Source organism: Streptomyces sp. NBC_01275, from assembly GCF_026340655.1.
In the GTDB taxonomy this organism is placed as follows: domain Bacteria; phylum Actinomycetota; class Actinomycetes; order Streptomycetales; family Streptomycetaceae; genus Streptomyces.
Genome location: NZ_JAPEOZ010000001.1, coordinates 5,107,255 through 5,129,015 on the forward strand (window position 1 = coordinate 5,107,255; position 21,761 = coordinate 5,129,015).

General features: G+C 70.6%; 19 protein-coding genes. 8 read left to right on the top strand and 11 right to left on the bottom strand.

Annotation, left to right across the window (positions count from 1 at the left end; genetic code table 11):
- The first annotated feature begins 270 nt into the window (after positions 1 to 270).
- Positions 271 to 1,371, top strand: coding sequence for an ATP-binding cassette domain-containing protein (locus OG562_RS22465; RefSeq protein ID WP_266400538.1), 1,101 nt, complete (start codon positions 271 to 273; stop codon positions 1,369 to 1,371).
- Positions 1,368 to 2,177 (top strand): ABC transporter permease, encoded by an 810-nt coding sequence (locus tag OG562_RS22470; protein WP_266400540.1) that lies wholly within the window; start codon positions 1,368 to 1,370, stop codon positions 2,175 to 2,177. The genes OG562_RS22465 and OG562_RS22470 overlap by 4 nt, the downstream gene beginning before the upstream one ends.
- On the opposite strand, the gene OG562_RS22475 is transcribed toward OG562_RS22470, so the two are convergent.
- Together OG562_RS22475 and OG562_RS22480 are read right to left on the bottom strand one after the other, a co-directional pair.
- Positions 2,155 to 5,334, bottom strand: coding sequence for a BTAD domain-containing putative transcriptional regulator (locus OG562_RS22475; protein ID WP_266400543.1), 3,180 nt, complete (start codon positions 5,332 to 5,334; stop codon positions 2,155 to 2,157). The genes OG562_RS22470 and OG562_RS22475 overlap by 23 nt on opposite strands.
- A gap of 52 nt (positions 5,335 to 5,386) precedes the next feature.
- Positions 5,387 to 6,367: a helix-turn-helix domain-containing protein gene (locus OG562_RS22480; RefSeq protein WP_266400545.1), complete on the bottom strand. Its 981-nt coding sequence runs from the start codon at positions 6,365 to 6,367 to the stop codon at positions 5,387 to 5,389.
- 126 nt (positions 6,368 to 6,493) lie between these two features.
- On the opposite strand from OG562_RS22480, the gene OG562_RS22485 reads away from it, so the two are divergent.
- Positions 6,494 to 7,555, top strand: a complete 1,062-nt coding sequence (locus tag OG562_RS22485) for a trans-acting enoyl reductase family protein (RefSeq protein WP_266400547.1) — start codon at positions 6,494 to 6,496, stop codon at positions 7,553 to 7,555.
- Positions 7,556 to 7,713: 158 nt separating this feature from the next.
- Complete coding sequence (locus OG562_RS22490) at positions 7,714 to 9,063, top strand: hypothetical protein (RefSeq protein WP_266400549.1); 1,350 nt, start codon at positions 7,714 to 7,716, stop codon at positions 9,061 to 9,063.
- 62 nt (positions 9,064 to 9,125) lie between these two features.
- Here OG562_RS22490 and OG562_RS22495 read toward each other — a convergent pair whose 3' ends face one another.
- Complete coding sequence (locus OG562_RS22495) at positions 9,126 to 10,097, bottom strand: D-alanyl-D-alanine carboxypeptidase family protein (protein WP_266400551.1); 972 nt, start codon at positions 10,095 to 10,097, stop codon at positions 9,126 to 9,128.
- Positions 10,098 to 10,248: 151 nt separating this feature from the next.
- Entirely contained in the window at positions 10,249 to 10,794 is a 546-nt protein-coding gene (locus OG562_RS22500; RefSeq protein ID WP_266400553.1) for a DUF4232 domain-containing protein, read from the bottom strand.
- Between the two features lie 255 nt (positions 10,795 to 11,049).
- Between OG562_RS22500 and OG562_RS22505 the strand changes: the two genes are divergently transcribed.
- A complete protein-coding gene (locus OG562_RS22505; RefSeq protein ID WP_266400555.1) occupies positions 11,050 to 11,934 on the top strand; it encodes a hypothetical protein in 885 nt (294 codons plus the stop codon).
- Positions 11,883 to 12,032: a hypothetical protein gene (locus tag OG562_RS22510; RefSeq protein WP_266400557.1), complete on the top strand. Its 150-nt coding sequence runs from the start codon at positions 11,883 to 11,885 to the stop codon at positions 12,030 to 12,032. Before OG562_RS22505 ends, OG562_RS22510 begins: the two co-directional genes overlap by 52 nt.
- 182 nt (positions 12,033 to 12,214) lie before the next feature.
- Here OG562_RS22510 and OG562_RS22515 read toward each other — a convergent pair whose 3' ends face one another.
- From OG562_RS22515 to OG562_RS22545, 7 genes are all read right to left on the bottom strand, one after another.
- Positions 12,215 to 13,555 carry a HupE/UreJ family protein gene (locus tag OG562_RS22515; protein WP_266400559.1) on the bottom strand — a complete coding sequence of 447 codons (1,341 nt, stop codon included), beginning with the start codon at positions 13,553 to 13,555 and terminating at the stop codon, positions 12,215 to 12,217.
- Complete coding sequence (locus OG562_RS22520) at positions 13,552 to 14,553, bottom strand: DUF3500 domain-containing protein (protein ID WP_266400561.1); 1,002 nt, start codon at positions 14,551 to 14,553, stop codon at positions 13,552 to 13,554. The genes OG562_RS22515 and OG562_RS22520 overlap by 4 nt, the downstream gene beginning before the upstream one ends.
- 671 nt (positions 14,554 to 15,224) lie before the next feature.
- The gene (locus tag OG562_RS22525; protein WP_266400563.1) at positions 15,225 to 15,392 is read right to left on the bottom strand and encodes a hypothetical protein; all 168 of its coding nucleotides are present in this window, start codon (positions 15,390 to 15,392) and stop codon (positions 15,225 to 15,227) included.
- Positions 15,393 to 15,529: 137 nt separating this feature from the next.
- Positions 15,530 to 15,712, bottom strand: coding sequence for a hypothetical protein (locus OG562_RS22530; protein ID WP_266400565.1), 183 nt, complete (start codon positions 15,710 to 15,712; stop codon positions 15,530 to 15,532).
- Positions 15,713 to 15,987: 275 nt separating this feature from the next.
- Positions 15,988 to 17,346 (bottom strand): MFS transporter, encoded by a 1,359-nt coding sequence (locus OG562_RS22535; protein ID WP_266400566.1) that lies wholly within the window; start codon positions 17,344 to 17,346, stop codon positions 15,988 to 15,990.
- A gap of 93 nt (positions 17,347 to 17,439) precedes the next feature.
- Positions 17,440 to 18,360 (bottom strand): amidohydrolase family protein, encoded by a 921-nt coding sequence (locus tag OG562_RS22540; RefSeq protein ID WP_266409460.1) that lies wholly within the window; start codon positions 18,358 to 18,360, stop codon positions 17,440 to 17,442.
- Between the two features lie 5 nt (positions 18,361 to 18,365).
- Positions 18,366 to 19,391, bottom strand: a complete 1,026-nt coding sequence (locus OG562_RS22545; RefSeq protein ID WP_266400569.1) for an amidohydrolase family protein — start codon at positions 19,389 to 19,391, stop codon at positions 18,366 to 18,368.
- 176 nt (positions 19,392 to 19,567) lie between these two features.
- Between OG562_RS22545 and OG562_RS22550 the strand changes: the two genes are divergently transcribed.
- Both OG562_RS22550 and OG562_RS22555 read left to right on the top strand, forming a co-directional pair.
- Positions 19,568 to 20,236, top strand: coding sequence for a response regulator transcription factor (locus tag OG562_RS22550; protein WP_266400571.1), 669 nt, complete (start codon positions 19,568 to 19,570; stop codon positions 20,234 to 20,236).
- Positions 20,237 to 20,247: 11 nt separating this feature from the next.
- Positions 20,248 to 21,711, top strand: coding sequence for a HAMP domain-containing sensor histidine kinase (locus tag OG562_RS22555; RefSeq protein ID WP_266400574.1), 1,464 nt, complete (start codon positions 20,248 to 20,250; stop codon positions 21,709 to 21,711).
- The last annotated feature ends 50 nt before the right edge of the window (positions 21,712 to 21,761 follow it).

Consider the following 21,761-nt stretch of genomic DNA (forward strand, 5'->3'; position numbering starts at 1 on the left):
GATTCCCGGCCGCGCAGAATCGCCTGATTCTGCGGCTGGCATATTACGCAGGAAAGTGATCCAAATGCGGCATATTCAGGCGACATGGCTTGAGTGGGAGAATTCCTCGTGCTGTTTCGCCAAATGATTAATGGGCCGAATGGCGCTGCTTTTCGGCGGGTCCTGGTCCATATGGCCCGACCCGCAGGTTTCAACGCTCTGCAGCTCTCCCCGGAGGGTTGAAACCGGCTTGAAGCCGTTCTGAACCGCCCCGCCCGCAAGCTCTGCGGCATGACGAAGACGAACCACGAACGCGAACACGGACACGGACGAGGGAACGGACACGAACGAGGGAAAGGGCCCGGACACCAGGACGAACCCGCGATCGCGGCCACCGGGCTGCGGAAGTCCTACGGCGACAAGACCGTCCTCGACGGCATAGACGTCCAGGTGCCCGCCGGCACGATCTTCGCCCTCCTCGGGCCGAACGGCGCGGGCAAGACCACGGTGGTCAACATCCTGTCGACGCTGATCTCCGCCGACGGCGGACAGGCGCGGATCGCCGGACACGACCTCACCGCCGAGGCCCAGGCCGTTCGGGCCGCGATCGGCGTCACCGGTCAGTTCTCCGCCGTGGACGGCCTGATCACCGGCGAGGAGAACATGCTCCTGATGGCCGACCTGCACCACCTGCCCCGCGCCGAGGGCCGACGGACGACCGCCGAACTGCTGGAGCGCTTCGACCTCACCGAGGCCGCGAAGAAGCCCGCCTCCACCTACTCCGGCGGCATGAAACGCCGCCTCGACATCGCCATGACCCTGGTCGGCGACCCGCGGATCATCTTCCTCGACGAGCCGACCACCGGCCTCGACCCGCGCTCCCGCCACACCATGTGGCAGATCATCCGCGAGCTGGTCTCCCGCGGTACGACCGTCTTCCTGACCACCCAGTACCTGGACGAGGCCGACCAGCTCGCCGACCGCATCGCCGTGCTCAACGGCGGCAGGCTGGTCGCCGAGGGCAGCGCCGAGGAGCTCAAGCGGCTCGTCCCCGGCGGCCACGTACGGCTGCGCTTCTCCGACCCGGCGGCGTACGAGCGGGCGGCGACCGCGCTGCGCGAGGCGACCCTCCCCCACGCTCGGCTTCGCTCGCGCGGGGGGACCCCCATCGACGAGGCGCTCACCCTGCAGATCCCCAGCGACGGAAGCCAGCGCGAGCTGCGCGCCATCCTCGACTGGCTGGACGCCGCCGACATCGAGGCCGACGAGCTGTCCGTGCACACCCCGGACCTGGACGACGTGTTCTTCGCCCTGACAGACAGCCCCGCCCCCGCCGACACGGACGCCGACAACGGCGCCGCCACCGCCACCGCCAAGGAGACCGTCCGATGACCACCGCACCCCAGTCCCCGCGGGCGAACCCCTTCCGCGACAACCTCACCATGCTGCGGCGCAACCTCCTGCACGCCCGCCGCTACCCCTCCCTCACCCTGAACCTGCTGCTCACCCCGGTCATCCTGCTGCTGCTGTTCGTCTACGTCTTCGGCAACGTGATGAGCGCAGGCATCACCGGCGGCCCCGCGGACCGCGCCGACTACGTCGCCTACATCGTCCCCGGCATTCTTCTCCTGACCGTGGCCATGACCTCGCTCGGCACCGCCGTGTCCGTGGCCACCGACATGACCGAGGGCATCATGGCCCGGTTCCGCACCATGGCGATCTCCCGCGCCTCCGTGCTGATCGGCCACGTGATCGGCAGCGTGATCCAGACGATGGCGGCTCTGGTGCTGGTCGTGGGCATCGGACTGGCCATCGGCTTCCGGCCCGACGCGACGCCGGTGGAGTGGATCGCGGCGGCCGGGCTGATGGCTCTGGTCAGCCTCGCGCTGACCTGGCTCGCGGTCGGCATCGGCCTGATCAGCCCCAACGCCGAGGGGGCCAGCAACATCGGGACGCCGCTGGTGATGCTGCCGTTCCTGTCCAGCGCGTTCGTGCCGGTGGACGCCATGCCGGGCTGGTTCCGCTGGTTCGCCGAGTACCAGCCGTTCTCGCCCGCCATCGAGACCCTGCGCGGGCTGCTGCTGGGCAGCGGGATCGGCGCCAAGAACGCGGTGCTGGCCGTCGCCTGGTGCCTGGGGCTGTCGCTGCTGGGCTACCTGTGGTCCAAGGCGACGTTCAACCGAGAGCCGCGGACCTGAGCTCCCGCAGTGCGGCCGCCCGCAGCTCCTCCCGTTTCAGGGTGGCGTACGTCGACCTCGCGTCGTCGTAGGCCGCCCTGTCGGCGTTCTCGGCGGCCTCCCGGGACCGGGCCGACGACAGGGCGGGGAACTCCCGCACCGCCGGCATCCGCTCCGCCAGCGCCACCAGCCGTACGGCCGCCGGGTCGCCCTTGGCCAGCCCGGCGAAGCCGAGTGCCAGCAACACCGTTCCGTACACCGGCAGTTCCGCCGGAGAACCGTCGCCCGGGGAGCCGGACAGCATCCCGAGCAGCCGTTCCCGCAACTGCTCGGCCAGCCCGGCCACCGGCTCGAGTCGGCCGCGCTGCGCGTGCGCCGCCACCGCGGCCGACTGGATCTCCAGTACCCACGGATCCACGAACGGATCGTCGGCGTACAGCAGGCTGCCCTCCCGTATCCGCTCCACCGCCTGGCGCCACAGCCCGAGCCCGACCTCGGTCAGCCCACGGGCCAGTGCGATCTCCGCGCGGGCCGGCAGATCGCTGCCGAAGGAGGGCTCGGCGGACTCCGACTGCTGATCCAGCGTCGCGAGCCCCAGCCAGTGCTCCGCCTCGTCGACCTCCCCGCGCTGCAGACAGGCCAGCACGAGCCCCCAGCGGACGCCGATCGAGTCCGACCAGTCGCCGACCTCCTCGAGCGCGCCGAGTGCGGCCCGCAGATGGTCGTACGCCTCCGCGCCGTGCGCGGACTTCAGGCACAGCTCGCTGATCCGCCCATGACTGATCAGCCGCATGGCCGGATTCTCGAGCGACCCCAGCGTGTCGAGCATCCGGCGGGCGCACTCCAGCGCGCGCTCCGTCTCGTGCTCGGCCTCCCACACATAGCTGGCGACGCCCGCCGCCATGCCCGCCAGCATGGGCGCGTCGGCGTCGCAGAGTTCCTGCAGCCGCGTGAACCGCGGCGGGTGCATCTCCGGGAAGGCGCACAGCACGATGGCCAGCGCCCGTGCCAGCGTGTCCGGCGGGGCGGGCGGCAGCCGGCGCAGCGTGACGAGATGGCGTACGGCGTAGGGGCCGCGGCCCATGAAAAGGCTGGCCGTGCACACCGTCGCCGCGCTGCGGGCCGTCTCGACGTCCTCGGGGTCCTCGGGGCCGGGACGGAAATGGGACAGCGGCCCACCGGTCTCGTCGGCGAGGGCGGCGAGCCGGGCGTAGTTGGATCCGGTGGCCCACAACGAGCCCAGCGCCGCGGTGAGCGCCGCGGTGGTGGGCCCGTCGGCGCGGGCCAGCGCGTACCGCAGGGCCAGGACGAGGTTGTCCTGCTCGGCCCCGATGTGGATCCACGGGCGCTGTGGGCCGCCGCTGAACAGCACGTCGTGGTGCGCCCGCCCGAAGTCCCGGGCCCAGAGAAGGAACCGGCCGGTCACCGCCTCCTCCTCGCCGGCCTCGGCGCGCCGGGCGGCACTGAACTCCCGCAGCGTCTCCAGCATGTGGAAACGCACCCCGGCGGGACCCCCGGCGGGACCCCCGGAAGGACCTTCGGAAGGACTCTCGCCCACCTTGACCAGGGACTGATCCGCCAGCTGCTCCAGCAGCGTCAGCGCGTCCGCGCTCTCGCCGAGCATGCACTGGGCCGCCTCCTCGGTGAACCCCCCGGGGAACACCGACAAGGCGCGCAGCGCGGCCCGGCCGTCGGCCTCCAGGAGATTCCAGCTCCACTCGACCACGGCCTGCAGCGTGCGATGCCGCTCGGGCGCGTCGCGGGCGCCGCCGCGCAGCAGCGCGAAACGGTCCCGGAGCCGGCGCGAGATGTCGGCCACGGAGAGCACCCGGACCCGGGCCGCGGCGAGTTCGACGGCCAGCGGCAGCCCGTCCAGATGCCGGCAGATCTCGGCCACCTGGTCGGCGGGCAGCTCCACGCCGGGCCTGGCGGCCCGCGCCCGCTGCCCGAACAGCTCGACCGACGTCGCGAGCGACAGCTCCGGCAGGGCGTACACCGACTCCGAGGTCAGCCCCAGCGGAGCCCGGCTGGTGGCCAGGACCCGCAGCTCCTTCGACCGCGACACCAACGCCTTTACGACATCCGCCGCGCCGGCGATCACCTGCTCGCAGTTGTCCAGCACCAGCAGGGCGGGCCCGGCGCCGAGCGCGGCGACGATGGCGCCCACCACGTCCCCGCCGAACCGCCCGCCCTCCGCGGCGCCGACGGCCGAGGCGACCTCACCGGCCACGTCGTCATCGGTGAGGACACCGGCCAGGGTGACGAAGTGCACCACGGTGTGTGCGGCCGCCCGGCTCACCGCGTGGGAGAGCCGGGTCTTGCCCAGCCCGCCGGGACCGACGACCGTGACCACCCGGACCGTGCGCAGCAACTCGCCCACGGCGGCGACATCGGCGTCCCGCCCCAGCAGCGGGTTCGGATCGTGCGGCACACCGTGCCGGACCGTCGGCACGTCCGCCCGCACCAACTCCTGGTACACGGACCGGAGTCCGGGCCCCGGATCGGTCCCCAGCTCGTCCCGCAGCCGACGTCGATAGGCGTCGTACCGGGTCAGCGCCGCGGCCCGCCCGGCCGTCGCCGCCTCACACCGCAGCAGCTCCGCCAACACCTCCTCGTCCCGCGGCAGCTCCCGGGCCAGCCCGGCCAGCGGCGCCGCCGCCTCCTCCCGCCGCCCCACCCGGGCGAGCGCGAGCGCCCGGAAACGGACCAGCGCACCATGCGTCCGGACCCGGTCGGCGCGCAGCGCCACCACCGGATCGTGCAGGTCCTCGCCCGCCCCGGCGCCCACGTTCCCGTCCCACAGCGCCAAGCCGGCCTCGGCCCGTGCCAGGACGCCTTCGTGATTTCCGGCCCGCGCACACTCGGCGCTCGCCGCCTCGCACAGCAGCAGCGCGGAACTGTCGACCTGTGCTTCGTCCAGCGCCAGCCGGTACCCCGTCGGCGTGCTCACGATCAGCTCGGCGCCCAGCTGCGCCCTGAGCCGCGACACCAGGACCTGCACCGCCTTGCCCGGCCGCTCCGGCAGCTCGTCGGGCCACAGCCCCTCCACCAGCCGCCCCGTGCTGCACCCGGTGCGCAGCTCCCCGGCGAGCAACGCCAACAGCCCGCGCAGCCGGGGCGCGGTGATCTCCCGCCCGCGGTAGGCGACTCGGGACAGCAGAGTCAACTCGGTGGTCATGCCCGAAGGTTAACCACGTCCGGACGAGACACCGTCGGCGTCGGCGTCGGCGTCAGCCTCGGTGTTGCCGGTCGTCGTCGTTCGAGTCGGTGCGGGGCCGTGAGCGGAACGTTCGGCGGTAGGCGTCCGGAGGCACGCCGACCGTGCGGTTGAAGTGTCGGCGCAGCGTCGCGGCGGTGCCCATGCCGGTGGCGGTCGCGATGGCGTCGACCACGTCGTCGGTGGCCTCCAGCAACTCCTGGGCACGGCGGATCCGTTGGGTCAGCAGCCATTGCAGCGGAGTGGTGCCGGTCACCGCCCTGAAGTGGCGGCCCAGATGGCGCGAGCTCATCCGCGCCTGGCGGGCCAGGTCCTCCACGGTGAGCGGCTGGTCGAGGCGTTCGATCGCCCAGGGGAACAGCGCGGCGAGCGGGTGGTCGTCACGGGAGGGCACCGGAGCGGCCACGAACTGCGCCTGGCCGCCCGCCCGATGCGGCGGCACGACCAGGCGGCGGGCGACGGAGTTGGCGACGGACGAACCGTGGTCGAGGCGGACGAGATGCAGACACAGGTCCATCGCGGCGGCCTTGCCGGCGGAGGTGAGCACGCTGCCGTTGTCCACGTAGAGCACGTCCGGATCGACCTCCACCCGCGGGTAGCGGGCGGCCAGGACCTCGGTGTGCGCCCAGTGCGTGGTCGCGCGCCTGCCGTCCAGCAGACCGGCGGCGGCCAGTACGAACGCGCCCGTGCACAGGGAGGCCACACGCGAACCTGCCCGGTGGGCCGCGCGCACCGCGTCGACGAGCTCGCCGGGCGGGTCCTCGTCGACGTCCGCCCAGCCGGGGACGATCACGGTGTCGGCATGCCGGAGCCGGTCGAGCCCCTGGTCGGGCTCCAGCCGGAACCGGCCGACCCGCACGGCGTCCGACCCGCAGACCTCGACGTCGTACCAGGGCACGGTCACGTCGACCGGAGCGGCGCCGAACACCTCGTACGCCATGGACAGTTCGAAGTGCAGCATGCCCTCGGTGACGGCCAGCGCGACAGTACCCATGTCCGAAACTGTACGGGGTACGTCGTTCCGGACACTCGCGATGGGCCGCCTGCCCCGGCCAGGATGTTCTCAACGGATCAAGCAGATCAAGCAGATCAAGCGGATCACGAGCACGGGGGAGAACTCATGGGATCGGGACAGCCGGCGACGGCGGCGAAGGTGACGACGGTGACGAAGGTGACGGTGTTCGGTGCGTACGGACACACCGGACGCTTTGTGGTGGCGCACTTGCTGGAGCGCGGGTTCGTCCCCGTTCTCTCCGGCCGTGACGCCGACAAGCTGCGGGCGTTGGCGGCATCCGCCCCCGGACTCGAGGTCCGGCCGGCGTCGGTCGACGACCCCGCCTCGCTGGACCGCGCCCTGGCAGGTGCGGACGCCGTGATCAACTGCGCCGGGCCCTTCGCCGTGACCGCCGCTCCCGTGATCGAGGCGGCCCTGCGCGCCGGGATCCCGTACGTCGATGTGGCGGCCGAGATCGAGGCCAACGTCGACACGTTCACGCACTTCGCGGACCGTGCCCGTACGGCGGGAGCGGTGATCGTTCCCGCGATGGCCTTCTACGGCGGCCTCGGCGACCTGCTGGCCACCGCCGCGATGGGGGAGTGGACGGCGGCCGACGAAGCGGACATCGCCTACGGACTGAGCAGTTGGCGCCCCACCCCCGGCACACGCACCGCGGGCACGGTCTCCCGGGAGCGGCGAGGCGGCCGGCGCGTCCGCTACACGGACGGGCGGTTGGACTACCACGACGACGAGCCGACGCTCCTGAAGTGGCCCTTCCCCGACCCGATGGGCGTCAGGGAGGTCGTCGGGGAGTTCACGATGGCCGACGTGGTCACCGTCCCCAGCCACCTCTCCATCCCCGAGGTGCGCACCCACATGACGACCGAAGCGGCCAGGGACCTCTCTGCCCCGGACACACCGGCGCCGACCGCGGCCGACGAGAACGGGCGGTCCGACCAGACCTTCCTCGTCGACGCCGTCGTACGCTCCGGCGGCGCCGAACGGCGCGCCGTGGCATGCGGCAGGGACATCTACGCCGTCACCGCACCGCTCGCGGTGGAGGCGGTCCACCGCATCCTCACCGGCCGGACCCGCACGGTCGGCGTCGCCTCCGCCGGCGAGATCTTCGACGCGCCCGACTTCCTGCGCGCACTGTCCCCGTACATCTCCTTCGAACTGCTCTAGCCTCTGCGCACTGCTCCGGCCTCTCGCCGATCAAGAAGACGGTAAGAACCACGCGCCACGCGCCTCCCGCCTACAACCTTCCGTCTCGACAGGCCGTCGAACTCGCGCCCGGTGCTGGTCACTTGCCGGGGTCTCTTCTGTCCCATCTGGGGGATGTCATGAGTTCTGTCTCCGTCGGGCGTGCGCTGCGTCGCGGGGCATGCGCCGGAGCCGTGGGGGCGTTGATCGTCGCCGGCCTCGCGAGCGGGGTCGCCTTCGCCGACGACGAGCCGCAGACCGATCAGCTGTGGATCCAGGCGCCGTACGACCAGGCGGTCACCGTCGCCGCGGACGACGGTACGGCGCAGTACCGGTCGCTGGCGCTCGGCCTGTACCACGACAACGACGACTTCACCGTGACCGACGGCCGGCTGACCGTCGACGTCTCCGGACTCGCCGGTGTCGCGGACGTGTCCTGGCCCGACAACTGCACGCCGAACGACGCCGGCACCGTCGCCGTCTGCGACACCGGGGACGTGCCGACCCGCTACAGCGCGCAGGTGCAGCTGAAGGTGCGGGCCGCCGCCGGCGCCGCCGTGGGGGCGCAGGGCGCGATCGAGTACTCCGCCGAGGCCACCGGCGGTCCCGACGGCACGCTCGTGGCCCCGGAGTACTCCGCGGAGACCTCCGTCACCGTCGCCTCCGGCCCGGACCTCGGCGTCAGCGCCCCGCAGGACACAACCGGCGTCGCGACCGGCACCCGCCTCACCGTGCCGTTCTCCGTCACCAACACCGGCAACGAGACCGCCCACGGCTTCAGCGTGAAGATGTGGGCGACGTACGGCCTCGACGTCGTCACCCGCTACCCGCAGTGCACCTACACCGGGCCGGACGACAGCGGCGAGTACACGCCCATGACGTACGTGACCTGCTCCTTCGACACCGACGTCGCGCCCGGTGCCACCGTGGAGCTGCCCGCGCCGCTGCGGCTCGCCGTCACCCGCCACGCGCTGTACGAGCGGTTCGACTACGAGATCCAGCCCGGCGGCGACGCCACCGACCTCGACACCTCGGACAACGGCCGCTCCTGGCACATCACCGCCGACAACACCGCCGACTTCGCCGTGCACGGCGCCAAGGTGAGCGGCGCGGCCGGCGACACCGTCACCGCCGCCTTCCGCTTCGTCAACCACGGCCCGGCCTGGGTCGGCAACGTCGCCTCCGGCGACCCGGTCGCCGTGATGGACTTCTACCTCCCGGAAGGCACCACGGCCACCTCCGTCCCCGAAACCTGCCACACGGCCTGGACGTCCGGCGACGACCCGGCCATCGGCCACTACGCCTGCACCCTCCCGATGTGGGCCAAGCCGCACCTGAAGGTCAGCTACCCCTTCCAGCTGCGCATCGACCGGGTCGTCCCCGACGCGACGGGCCACGTCGTCGTCCACCCCCACTCCGACACGTCGGCCACCTTCGACCCGAACACCGAGAACAACACGGCCAAGGTGATCGTCAACCCGTCCGCCTGACGGCGGCGGGGGTGAGAAAGGGGGGCGAGCCCACGGCTCGCCCCCCTTTCACGGACACCTTCTCAGCCGAAGTAAGCCTCCTCGTTCACGTGGAACATGTAGGCGCGCCAGTTCGCCCTGATGTAGGTGAACCGCGTCGGGTCGTAGCTCCACAGCTCGTCCAACGAGCCGGCGATCACGTCCTGGTTCGCGCGGACGAAGTCCAGGACCGCCTCCGAGACCGGCGCGTACGACCAGTGCCAGCGCTCCTCGCTGATCGCGGGCCTGGTCGTGGCCGACTCCGCCGTGTACGTCTGGAGGAAGCCGTAGCGGGCCGCGTTCGTGCGCAGCCACGTGTAGTTGGCGGCCTCCGGACCGTCGTCCTTCCAGTCCTGGGGCGTGGTGTCGAAGAAGTCCGCGTCGGAGCCCAGGTGGTGGCGTGAGACGCCGGGCGCCGTCGAGGTGCGGAGTATCTCGATCTGGCGTTCGTCCGAGGTCAGGGCCGTCCACACCGCGCGGTGGGAGTCCTTGTCCGGGTCCCACTGCGGGTCCGGGCCCAGCTGGGCGGGGTACTTGGCGCGCACCTCGTCGGTGATGACGCCGAAGGTTCCGGCGCCGCCCGAACCGGTGCGCAGGAACTCGTACTTGCGGTCCCATATCGTGCGCTGCGTCGCCGCGGTGCGCACCCAGGAGACGAGGACCGCGTCGCGGTCGGCGCCCAGGCCGGCCGCCGCGGCGTCGGCCAAGGCGTCGACCTGGGTGTCCGTCTCCGGCTTGATCGCGTCGGGGGCGGGCCCCCTGCCGGTGATCCAGGCCGCGACGGCTGCCGGGTCGGAGGCGTTGAGGATCCCCGACAGGGCCAGCCTGCGGAGGTCGATCTCCCGCTGAGAGCCGAACGTCCGCAGCGGCGCGTCCGCGTCCGCGGCAAGGGCCACTCGGCCGATCCCGGCCGCCCCGACAGCTGCCGCTCCGGCCGTGACCAGTCCGATGAACCGGCGTCGGCTGGGCGTTCTGCGGCGGTGGCCGGGGACTGGTGTGCTCTCCGTGCTGTGCATGGTCTCCCGTTCTCCGTACCGGCTCCGTACACCGGTGGACGGACGAGAATCGCACAGGTGAGCCCTGACCCGACAGAGGCAGATGTCATCGAACAGCGCCTGGAATCAGGCGAGTTCGACAGATGGGCGCACTACCGTCGCGGATCTGCGGCTACCAGGAGAGGGCGTCCGCCGCGTTGTCCTGCCAGTAGGTGACGGTGGCGGCGCTGTTGAAGAGGACACCGCCGTTCGGCAGCTTCAGGGTCTTCTCCGTGCCGGTCGAGCTGCCCTTCTTGTCGGTGAAGTACACGCCCAGGGTCTTCTCCTCGCCGCCCCCTTCGCCGTCGGGGGAGTACGTCAGGATGCCCGCGTACGCGGACTGGCCGGGCTCGAGCATCAGCACGGCCTGCGGCGTGGTCTCGTCAGCCCACGGCAGCGGGGCCTGGGCGTCGGCGCCGGCCCTCAGGAAGGGGGCGCTGTAGGCGTAGCAGGGCTTGGTGCCGGTGTTGGTGGCCTTGAGCAGCAGGTGGTTGATCGGGCGGGACGCCTCGGTGACGGTCAGCGCGGTGTTCGCCGTCGTGCAGGTGACGACCGAGGACGCCTTCGGGGTGGCGGCGGAGGCGGTCTGCCCGGCGGCCTGGAACCCGACGAGCGCGAGGGCGGCGACGACCATGGAGGAGGCGGCCGTGCGGGAGACGAGACGAGTGGCGCTACGCATGAGTGGACTGCTTTCTCTGAACATCAGGAAGGTGATCTTCCGGTTATGGACTGTGTCGGTCGGTCGGTCAGTCGGTCGGTCCTGTCTTGGCCGTGCTGTGTGGGGTGCGGAAGGGCGCGCCCGAAGTGCGGGCCATGAGAGGGGAGTCGAGCGGGGCCGATCACCGTCTCCGGCGAAGCGCCCTGCTTGCATGACCCAAGCCTGTGCCATACGGCGTCCCGTCAGCCGTTCCATCGGGAGTTTCGGGACGCTGGAATGCGCGAACCGGCTCTGACCTGGGGAAACGTGACCTTCCTGGGATGCCGAACGGAATGGAGGACTGGAGGACTGGTCGCCCACGACGACGGCTTCGCGCTGCTGACCGGAGTCTCCGACGCCAACAAGTGGGGTGACACGGCCGCCGCCCTGATCCGCTACAAGGGCGGCTCCGTCCTCTTCGACAAGAAGCTGACCGGCGCCGCGAGCAACGACACCTCGCCTGTGCTGGACTGCGCGCTGAAGTGGAACGGAAGCCAGTACGGCGCCTACTTCGTCGTCCACGGCGCGGGCGGCTTCGTCGACGGGCACTACGGCGACAAGCTGGCCTACGTCGACGACGCCGGGACCACGAAGTCCGGCGGCTGGGACTGGGGTTGCAGCCACAACGAGGGCATCGCCCTGGCCCCGGCGGCCTCCGGCCCCTTCCCGTCCCTGTGCTTCGACGACTGGCGGTCGGGACTGTTCGTCAGCACCGGGATCAGCGCTCCGGACGACGCCCCCGTCGTGCAGCGCGAGCAGTGCTGGGCGGGTTACCGCGATGGTGCGTACCCCAACGCCTCCGGGGACCCGGTGAAGACCTCCACCGGCGGTACGCCACCGCCTTCGCCGACCGCGGAGCGGCCTCGGCGGTCAAGCACGGTGCTGCTCACCGACGACCCCGGCACCGATCACATCAACGTCCGCATCACTCCCTACGGCAGGAACCTGCTGGTCTCGTGGGAGAGCGTCGCCGACGCGACCTGCAAGGACGGCACCTGCACGGAAAGTTCACCGGCACCCACCTGCAGGTCATCGACCACACCGGTACGCCGGTCTCGGCGGACGAGGTGGTGGACGCCCGTATCGCCGGCGACATCGCGACCCTGCCGGACGGCAGCCTGAGCTGGGCCTTCGCGTCCGCCACTCCCGACTACAGCTCCGCGATGTCCGGCGCCTCCCCGACCACCACGGTTCTGTCGATCGCCCATCTCACCGACTGAACGCGGCAAGGTCGCCACGTCCCTCAAGCAGTCAGGCAGGCTTCAGGGAGGTCGCCGCCGCCTCGAGCGAGGACCAGCACACCCGGCCCCGACGATCACGGGTGCCGTGATCGTCGGGCGGTGTGTCGTCCATCGGTGCAGCTTGATCTGACGATCGGGTACCCGTCGCCGGACGTCGTTCCTCAGGTCCTGGCTGTGCGCAGGCCGGGTACGGACCAGCCGACTGCCGCGACGGCCGCGAGGGCTCCGGCGACGAGGAACGGATGGGCGATGAGCGCGTCGGAGACGTGGTTGAGCGGGTTGTTCGGGAGCAGGGTGGTGCGTTCGGCGAGCCACGCCGCGGCCAGCACGATGCCGATCGCCGCGACGGTGCGGCGAGCCGCCGGGTAGATCCGGGTTCGGCTGAGGAGCAGCAGCGACGGCATGAGAAGGGCGACGACCATGAGTTGGGTGAGTTCGATGCCGAGGTTGAAGCCGAGCAGGCCGGCGACCAGGGATCCGCGGCCGAGGTCGAGGCCGCCCAGCAGCGTGGCGAACGCCAGGCCGTGCATGAGCCCGAATCCGGCGGCGATCCACGCCTCGCCGCCGGGCACGAGGGGCCGGAGGGCGTGGATGCCGGAGACCAGGATGGACAGGGCGATCAGGCTTTCCACCACGCGCGTGGGAGCACTGATGTAGCCGAGGGCGGCCAGGGCGAGGGTGATGGAGTGCCCGACGGCGAAGGCGGTGACCACGTGCACGACGCGCAGGCAGTTGCGGCGCAGGTCGTCGGCGCGGACCCAACGGCCGCGGCGGGCCAGGAGCGGTGCGGGAAGCAGGAGCATGATGAGGAACAGCAGATGGTCGGCGCCTTCGGCGATGTGCCGGATGCCCAGATGTACGGCGGCGGCGAAACCGTGCTCGGTGGAGGCGCCGGCGGCCGGTACCGAGATGGTGTGCTGCTGCCAGTCGAGCACGCCCACGGTCGTGTAGCCGTCGGAACCGTCGGGGCGCAGCGAGACGAGGATCTGGTGGGACAGCAGGTGGTGGACGATCGCGTCGTAGGTGAGCCGGAAGTCGTGGACCGTGCCGGTCGGCGGCCTCAGGACCAGGCTGAAGACCAGGTGGTCGACACCGTCGATGTTCTCGACGCGACCGCCGCTGACGGTGGTGGTCCACCGAGTGCCGTCGGGGTCGGCCGCGGAGGTGTGGCTGAGCACGTAGCGGCGCAGTTCCTCGAGCCTGGCCGGCTGGACGACGGTCTTCGCGGTGAGGGGCTCGTCGAGGGCGATGGCGAGCCGGTCGATGGGCAGTTCCACCGTGCCGGTCACCTGCTCCGGTGCCACGTCGAGCAGGATCGCGGTGGTGCTGAGGGGGTGGGCGTTCGCGCGCGTCGGCGCCGTGATCGTCAGGATGGCCGTCAGGGCCGCGAGACATGTGAGCAGTGTCCCGGCGCGGGCCGCCCACCTGCCGAGCGGGCCGCGTCGGGGGTGCCGCCCTGTGCGGGGCGCCGCCAGGGGAGGCGTGAAGGCGCGTACGGTCACTTCGGCGTGCTGCTGCCGTAGTCGTTGGTCTTGTCCCGGTACACCGAGTGGTAGTGGATGTCGGGTGTGCTCTGGCTGCGGGTGTTGATGAACTCGATCCACACGCTCGGGCCGTCGATACGGATGTAGCTGTTCTCGTCGGTCGGGCCGGCGTTGTTGGACCAGCCGATGCGGGTTTTGTCCAGCTCGGACTCGTACTTCGCCGTCAGCTTGTCTGCGGCCGTGCTGGCGAGGTCACCGACGTACGTCCTGATCGCCGCGATGACCAGCTTCTTCTGTGCGGCGGTCAGCTCCGACACCAGCAGCCCCTCGGAGGTGGGGAACACCCCCGAGTCCTTGCCGGGGCCCATGACCAGGTCGTCGAACGTTCCGGAGGTGATCTCCGCGGCCTTCTTCTGCGTGGCGTCGAGCCCCGCCAGCATGCCGAACATGGCCGTCGACTCGGCCTTGACCGGCTCGACCGTGGTGCCGCCGGACTTGAACGACGTCGGCTCGGAGCCGACGAACTGCGGGGTCTGGCTGACCTTGTCACCGTTGTAGGTGAGGTTGCGGGCCAGGTGGTGCCCGCCGAACTGGACCATGAACGGCTGCGTCGTCGACGGCGTCCCGTATACGGCGAAATAGTAGTCCTTCAGGCTGCCGAAACCGTCCGCGCCCTGGCCCCCGAGGCTGTTCAGCTTGTTGTCGGCCTCCCGGATGTCGGCGTCCTCCTGGGCGCCGCTGGGGCTCAGGGCCACCTGGAGCACCGCGTCGGCGGCTTTCTGCTGCGCGGTGGTCAGGTCGGACATCTCGATGCCCTCGCGGGGCACGGTGGTCGCGGGGAAGTTCGACCAGGTCTGCCGCGCCTTGTTGTCCGAGAAGTCGTACTCGACCTTGTCCCGCTTGGTGTCGTCCAGCGTGGCCAGGAACTCCTTGACCGCCTTGACGACCGCCGCGGTGTTGGCGCCGCCCGCGCTTGCCCCGTCGGTGTTGAGGTTGACCTCTGTGACCTCCTGCATACCCATCCCGCCTGGGCCCCCCTGGCTGTTGCTCTGCTGCGCCGAGGGGGTCGAGGACGATGTCGTCGAATCACCTGAACCGCAGCCGCTGACGACGAGAGTCGCCGACAGAACAGCGCCGGTTGTGAGAGCAAGGTTCTTGCGCATGGTCGGAGAAATCTCCTCGGATCGCAGACGGGGGAGAGAGAAGAGGGAAGGGAGAAGGGGGAAGAGAGAAGAGAGAAGGGGGGAAGCGTGTTCCGAATTCCTTGTCTATCACGTCGTCACCAGGATCCGAGCTCTCAAGTTCCTCTGAACTCCCTGTGATGTGGTCCCTACCTGAGGATATTGATCCCGTCCCCGTGTCATCGACCGGGCGGTCGATTCCGCTGGATGCGGCCGCCGCAGCGATGCTTCTGACGCCGAGCGTCTTGAGGTGGGCGATGCCCTGGGTGAATGGAACGACCGGTTCATAAGGCTTCCGCGGGTCCGCGGCCCCGGCTGACGGCCTTGAGCAAGCAGAATGCTTTGGAACCTGCCTGCATGCCGGTGAGGTGTCCCTTGCGAAGATGCGCGACGCGCAATCTTAGATTTCGGAAAAGTGCCGTAGGCGTTCGGGCGCGGTGATTCGCCGGGGGAGGCGCGTTGTTCGATGCCGGTCGCCGACGACGGTGTGCCCCTGCTGCTGTCGCTCAGGACTGTTCGTTGTTCTTCGACGGGACGAAGAGCAGGGCCATGCCGTGCAGTAGGGACGTGTTGCGGGCGGTGGTGTCAACGCTGTGCCGTGTCGGCCCGGCGGCGGTGGACGTGGGCCGGCCGGTTCGGGACGGCTTGGTCGTGGAGCTGACGGTGTGCGGCATGGGAGACGCTCCTTAGGTTCGACAGGGCTCGAGAGGTTCGAAGGGGTTTGAGGTGGTTCTGGGACTTGGGTGTGTTGCAAAGACGTTCGAGACGGTTCGGCGGGTCCGAGAGCGGGGCGCGGTGTGTCCCGTTCGGGTCAGGCGTGTCGGCCGCGGCTCCGGAGGAGACCGCTGCCCGCGCCGAGGGCGACGACGCCCATGCCGGCGCTGGTGAGGAGGCCCTGGGCGCCGGCGACGGCGAAGGGGGCGACCGCGGCGACGGCGAGGTTGAACAGGAACAGGAACCACAGCACGGGGCGGGAGGACAGGAGCGCCTTCATGGGGTTTTCCTTTCAGGGAAGCCGTTTGCTTGCTTGAGTTAGGCAACCATATTCGCTTGCTTAAGTCAAGCAACCCGTCTCCCGCGATGCGGATGCGCCGCGCGCCCCGCCCGCCGGTCCGGACGACCAAGAGGGAAGCGCCGGCGCCTGACCGGCTGGTATGGATCCGACCTGCGGAGATGTCTCGTTGTTGGAGTGGCTGTACGGGCCGGATCGCACCGCATCGCTGTCGACCGCGGTCGTCCGCCTCACAGGGGACGCTCACACGGGCACGCTCACACGGGCACGCTCACACGTTGCCGCTCCGCCTCCGCGAGTCGTGCTGAGCGTGTCCGGGTGCCGAAGGCGGCCAGGGCGATCGCGCCGAGAAGCCAGGTGCCGGCGATGAAGTAGAAGACGCTCTGGTAGCCGTGGCCGTTGTAGAGCGCTGCGACGATCAGTGGACCGGCGGCGTTCGACAGTCGGCCGAGGCCGTAGGAGACGCTCGTGCCCAGCGAGCGGCTTCGTGTGTCGAAGAGCTCGGGGGAGTAGGCGTAGGCGAGGGCGGTGTAGCCGCGTTCGAAGAGGTTCACCAGGAAGCCGAACACGATGATGAGGACCGGGTTGAAGGTGAGGCCGTACAGCAGGCCGCAGACCGCGATCACCGTGCCGAAGGCGACCAGGCACCACTTGCGCTCGAACCGGTCGGTGACCAGGGAGGCCAGGTAGCAGCCGAGTGGTGCGCCGACGGTGGTCAGGGCCACGTAGAAGACGGACTTCTCGACGCTGAACCCCTCCTTGGCCAGCAGGGTGGGCGCCCAGCTGGAGTAGCCGAAGAAGCCGATGGTCTGCGTCATCCACAGCACGGTGAGCAGGAGCGTCGGGAAGAGGTACTTCCGCTGGAGGAGCAGTCGCAGTGGCGCCTTTGTCGACGGCTTTTCGTCGACCGGGGGCGCGGGCTCGGGGAGGGGGCCCTTCTCCTCGGCGACGCTTGTCTCGATCTCCCGCAGGATCGCGTCCGCCGTGGCGTGGTCCCCCCTGCTTTCGAGCCAGCGCGGTGACTCCTTGAGGTGCCGGGTGAACAGGACGAGCAGGATGCCCAGGGAGCCCCAGAGGTAGACCAGCCGCCACGACCAGTCGTTGAGCGGTACGACCGCGCTGGCGATGAGGTTGGTGACGGGTGTGCCGCAGATGCCGATGGCTATGGCGTACGCCTGGTACTTGCCGCGGATCGCCGACGGGTACATCTCGTTGACGTAGACGACCCCCACGACGGTCATCGCCGACAGGCCGGCCGAGGTCAGGACGCGGAACACGCCGAGCGACACGAGGTCCCAGGAGAACACCGCCGCGAACGAGGAGAGGCCGAAGAAGAGCGTCGTCCACAGCAGGGACCGTTTGCGGCCCCATCGGTCGGCGATGGATCCGGCGACGATCGCCCCGGCGAACATGCCGACGAACGACAGCGAGGTGACGTAGGCGATCTGGTCGACGGTCACGCCCCACAGTTTGATCAGTTTCGGTGCGGTGGTGGCGAAGCTGTTGATGTCGGCGAACTCGAAGAAGTACGCGAAGGCGACGGCGAGCAGGGTGACCTTGTGGAACCGGGCGACCGGAAGCCGGTCCAGCCGGTTCAGCGCGTTGGCGTGTTGCATGAGCGGCCCTTGTCGAAGTCGGGGAGAAGGGGAGGAGAAGGGAAGGGGAGGAGAGGGGAGGGGAGTTGGGGGCGTCAGCGGGGAGTTGAGGCGTCAGACGCTCTCGCCGGGCCAGTACAGGCCCATCGGGTTGGCGACGAGGAGCTTGTGCCGCTGTTCGTCGGTGACCGCCACCTGCGGGATGCAGTCGACGAGGAGGCCGTCGTCCGGCATGTGGTCGGTGAGGTTGGGGTGGGGCCAGTCGGTGCCCCACAGCACCCGGTCGGGGAACTCCTCCACGACGCGGCGGGCGAAGGGGACGACGTCGGTGTAGGCGCGGCGTTCGCCGTTCAGGGCGGCTGGCCCGGTGACGCTGAGACGCTCGGGGCAGGTCACCTTCACCCAGACGTCGTTGTTCTCGACGAAGCGCAGGAACCGGGTGAACTGCGGCCCGTCCACCGGCTGGGTCACGTCAGGGCGACCCATGTGGTCCACCACCAGCGGCACGGGCAGCGACCCGAAGAAGCCCTCCAGTTCGGGCAGGTCGGCGCTCTCGAAGTAGAGGACGACGTGCCAGCCCAGCGGGGCGACCTTCTTGGCGATCGTCTGCAGGTCGTCCTCGGGCGAGGCGTCGACCAGACGCCGTACGAAGTTGAAGCGCACTCCGCGCACGCCCGCCGCGTCGAGCGCGAGCAGTTCGCCCTCGTCGATGTCCGGTCGGACGGTCGCGACGCCGCGCGCCCGGCCGCCGGCCGCCCGGACGGCGTCGACCATGGCGTTGTTGTCCGAGCCGTGGCAGGTGGCCTGCACGATGACGTTGCGGGCGACGCCCAAATGGTCGCGGAGCGCGAACAGTTCGTCCTTGCCGCCGTCGCAGGGCGTGTACTTCCGCTCCGGAGCGAAGGGGAACTCGCTCTGCGGGCCGAAGACATGGCAGTGGGCGTCGACAGTCCCCGGCGGCAGCCGGAAGGCCGGTTCGGACGGATTCTCGTACCAGTCCAGCCAGCCGGGGGACTTGGGGAAGAGAGTGCTTATGCGCTTCACCGACCCTGGCGCTTCAGCAGTGCGTCCAGGCGGGGATACACCGCCCGGGCGTTGTGCTCCTGGACCGCCGCCAGGTCGTCCGCGGGCAGCTTGGCCGCCTCCGCGTAGCGGCGGGTGTCGTCGAAGTGGTGGCCGGTGCACGGGTCGACGTCCCGCACCGCGCCGATCATCTCCGAGGCGAACAGGATGTTGCGGGCCGGAACGACGTCGTAGAGGAGGTCGGAGCCGGGCTGGTGGTACACGCAGGTGTCGAAGTAGACGTTGCCCAGGACGTGTTCCTCCAGGGGAGGCTTCCCGAGCGCCATCGCGAGGCCCCGGAAGCGGCCCCAGTGGTAGGGGACCGCCCCGCCGCCGTGCGGGATCACGAGGCGCAGGGTCGGGAAGTCGGCGAACAGGTCACCCTGGACCAGCTGCATGAACGCCGTGGTGTCGGCGTTGAGGTAGTGCGCGCCGGTGGTGTGGAAGGCGGGGTTGACGCTTGTGCTGACATGGATCATCGCCGGGATGTCGTACTCCACCATCTTCTCGTAGAGCGGGTACCACGAGCGGTCGGTGAGCGGCGGGGCGGTCCAGTGGCCGCCCGAGGGATCGGGGTTGAGGTTGACTGCGACGGTGCCGAACTCCTCGACGCAGCGAGTGAGTTCCGGGACGCAGGTGGCCGGATCGACGCCGGGTGACTGCGGCAGCATCGCGGCCGGCACGAAGCGCTCCGGGTACAACTGGCTCACGCGGTGGCAGAGTTCGTTGCAGATGGCCGCCCAGGCGGCGGAGGTCTCGAAACCCCCGACGTGGTGCGCCATGAACGACGCGCGGGGCGAGAAGACCGTCATGTCGATGCCGCGCTCGTCCATCAGCCGCAACTGGTTCGGCTCGATGGTCTCGCGCAGCTCGTCGTCGCCGATGCGCAGGTCCGCACGGGCGGGGGCGGCCGACGGATCGGTGAGGGAGACGATCTGCCGCTTGCGCCATGCCTCCAGGGCCGGCGGTGCGGTCGTGTAGTGACCGTGACAGTCGATGATCATTACGGCGTCCTTCTCAGGCTGCTGGGTGCCGTGCAGCCTGGCCCCGCACCGCACCGGCGGACGAGAGGGCCGAACACAGAACTAACCTCCCCTTAACACTCCGGCGAAGATCCGGTCTGTGTGGTCTACATTCGGCTGCGGGGCGTCTCTGGAGTGGCTGAAAGGAGGTGGGCAGAGTGCAGATACTGCTGGCAGAGGACGACGACGGGGTCGCCGCGGCGCTCGTGGAGGTCCTGTACGACCACGGTCACATCACCAGACGCGTCCGGTACGGCCGGGATGTGCTGACCTACCACCGCAGCTCCGACCTGCTGCTTCTCGACCTGGGCCTGCCCGACACCGACGGCCTGGACGTGCTGCGCGCTCTGCGAGCGGTCAGCGACATGTCGGTCGTGGTGCTCACCGCCCGCGGCGACGAGCGCTCGGTCGTGCGCGGACTACGGCTCGGGGCCGACGACTACCTCGTCAAGCCGGTACGCCTCGCCGAACTTCTCGCGCGGATCGACGCCGTCACCCGGCGGACCGCGGCGAAGGACGGCCCGACGGTGCGGACGGTCCGTGCCGGTGACGTCGAGGTGGATCTCGACGCGCGCCGGGTCCGGGTCGGCGGGGCTGAGGTCGAGCTGACCACGAAGGAGTTCGACGTCCTCGCCGTGCTGGCGGGGCGGGCGGGCACCGCGGTCAGCCGTGAGCAGCTCCTGGACGAGGTGTGGGGCGACGCCTTCCACGCTGTGTCCCGGTCGCTCGACGTCCACCTCACCCAACTGCGTGCCAAGCTCGCCCGCCCCGAGCTGCTCACCACCATCCGGGGCTTCGGCTACCGCTTCGGGGACCTCGGGGACTGAGGAGCCGACGCGTGCGCACCCGGGTCCAGGCCGCACTGCTGCTGTTCGTCGTGATCGCGGTGGCCGCGTTCGCCGTACCGCTGCTGCTGTTCACCGCGTCCGACCGCACCCAGCAACTCGTCCTCGCCCGCAGCGCGGACCTCGACCGCTTCGCGTCCCTCATGGACCAGGCCGCGCAGACCGGCGACACCTCGGCCGTCACCGCCGAGGCACGCCGCTACACACAGCTGTACGGCGAACCGCTCGTCGTCACCGACACACGCCGGCGTCCCGTCGTGCAGACCGGCGGTATGAGGGCCGCCGACCCCGCCGTCGGCCGGCTCCTCGACGCGGCGCTGCGCAACCAGACCGCGCATCCCACGGGCGCGCTGCGTCCCTGGTCAAAGGGGTCCCGGATGTTCGCCGAGCCCGCGGGCACCGGGACCCGGGTCTCCGGGGCCGTCGTGCTGCGGGCCTCGGTCGAGACCGCGGCGGAGGACGTCACCCGGCGCTGGGCCGCCGTCCTCGCGGGGACCGCTCTGGTCGCCGTCGCCTGCACGGTCCTCGCGCGGGCCGCGACGAGATGGGTGGTCAGCCCGCTGCGTCGCCTTGACCGCGCGGTCGGACAACTCGCCGCGGGACTCCCGCCCGAACACACCCTCCCCCACTCTCGACTCCGTCCGAGCGGGGGGACCCCCGTCGGCGGCCCACCGGAACTTCGCCAGCTCGCGACCGGCTTCAACCGCATGGCGCGTACGGTCACGGCAGCCCTGGAACAGCAGCGCCGACTCGTCGCAGACACCTCCCACCAGATGCGCAACCCGATGGCGGCGCTCCGGCTGCGCGTCGACGCCCTGCACTCCTACCTGCCCGCGTCCGCCGACCGCACGTACAGGGGCGTGACCACCGAACTGGACCGTTTGGAGACCCTGCTCGACGACATGCTGGCTCTCGCCGCCGCGGAACACCGGGCCGGGGAACTGGCCGTGACCGACGGCTCGGACGCCCACTGCGACGCGGCGGCGGTCGCGGCCGCCCGGTTCCGGCTGTGGGCGCCGGTCGCCCGCCGTGCCGGCACCCGCCTCACGCTCCAGGCCGCCGCGACCCCGGTCATGGCCGGCTGCACGGACCGCGAACTCGCCCAGATCACGGACATCCTCCTGGACAACGCCATCAAGTACGCGGGCCCGGACGCCGAGATCTCCCTGCGCTGCGCCGTCGAAGGTCCGCACGCGTTCCTCACGGTGACGGACGACGGACCCGGCCTGACCCCGGAGGAACTTGCCCAGGCCACCACGCGATTCTGGCGCTCCGGCCGACAACGACAGGACGGGACAGCGGGGACGGGCCTGGGGCTGGCCATCGTCGAACAGCTGCTGGCGGGCCGGGGAGGCCGACTGGAGCTGGGGCCGGCGCGACCGCGAGGACTGCGGGCCACAGCGCTCGTGCCGTGCGCTGTGGCCGCGGCCGACCGCAGCGACGGAGGTACGGGATGAACGGCCGCCGCGACGCTCGTCGGCCGCACGGGTGGCTCGCTCCTGATCCC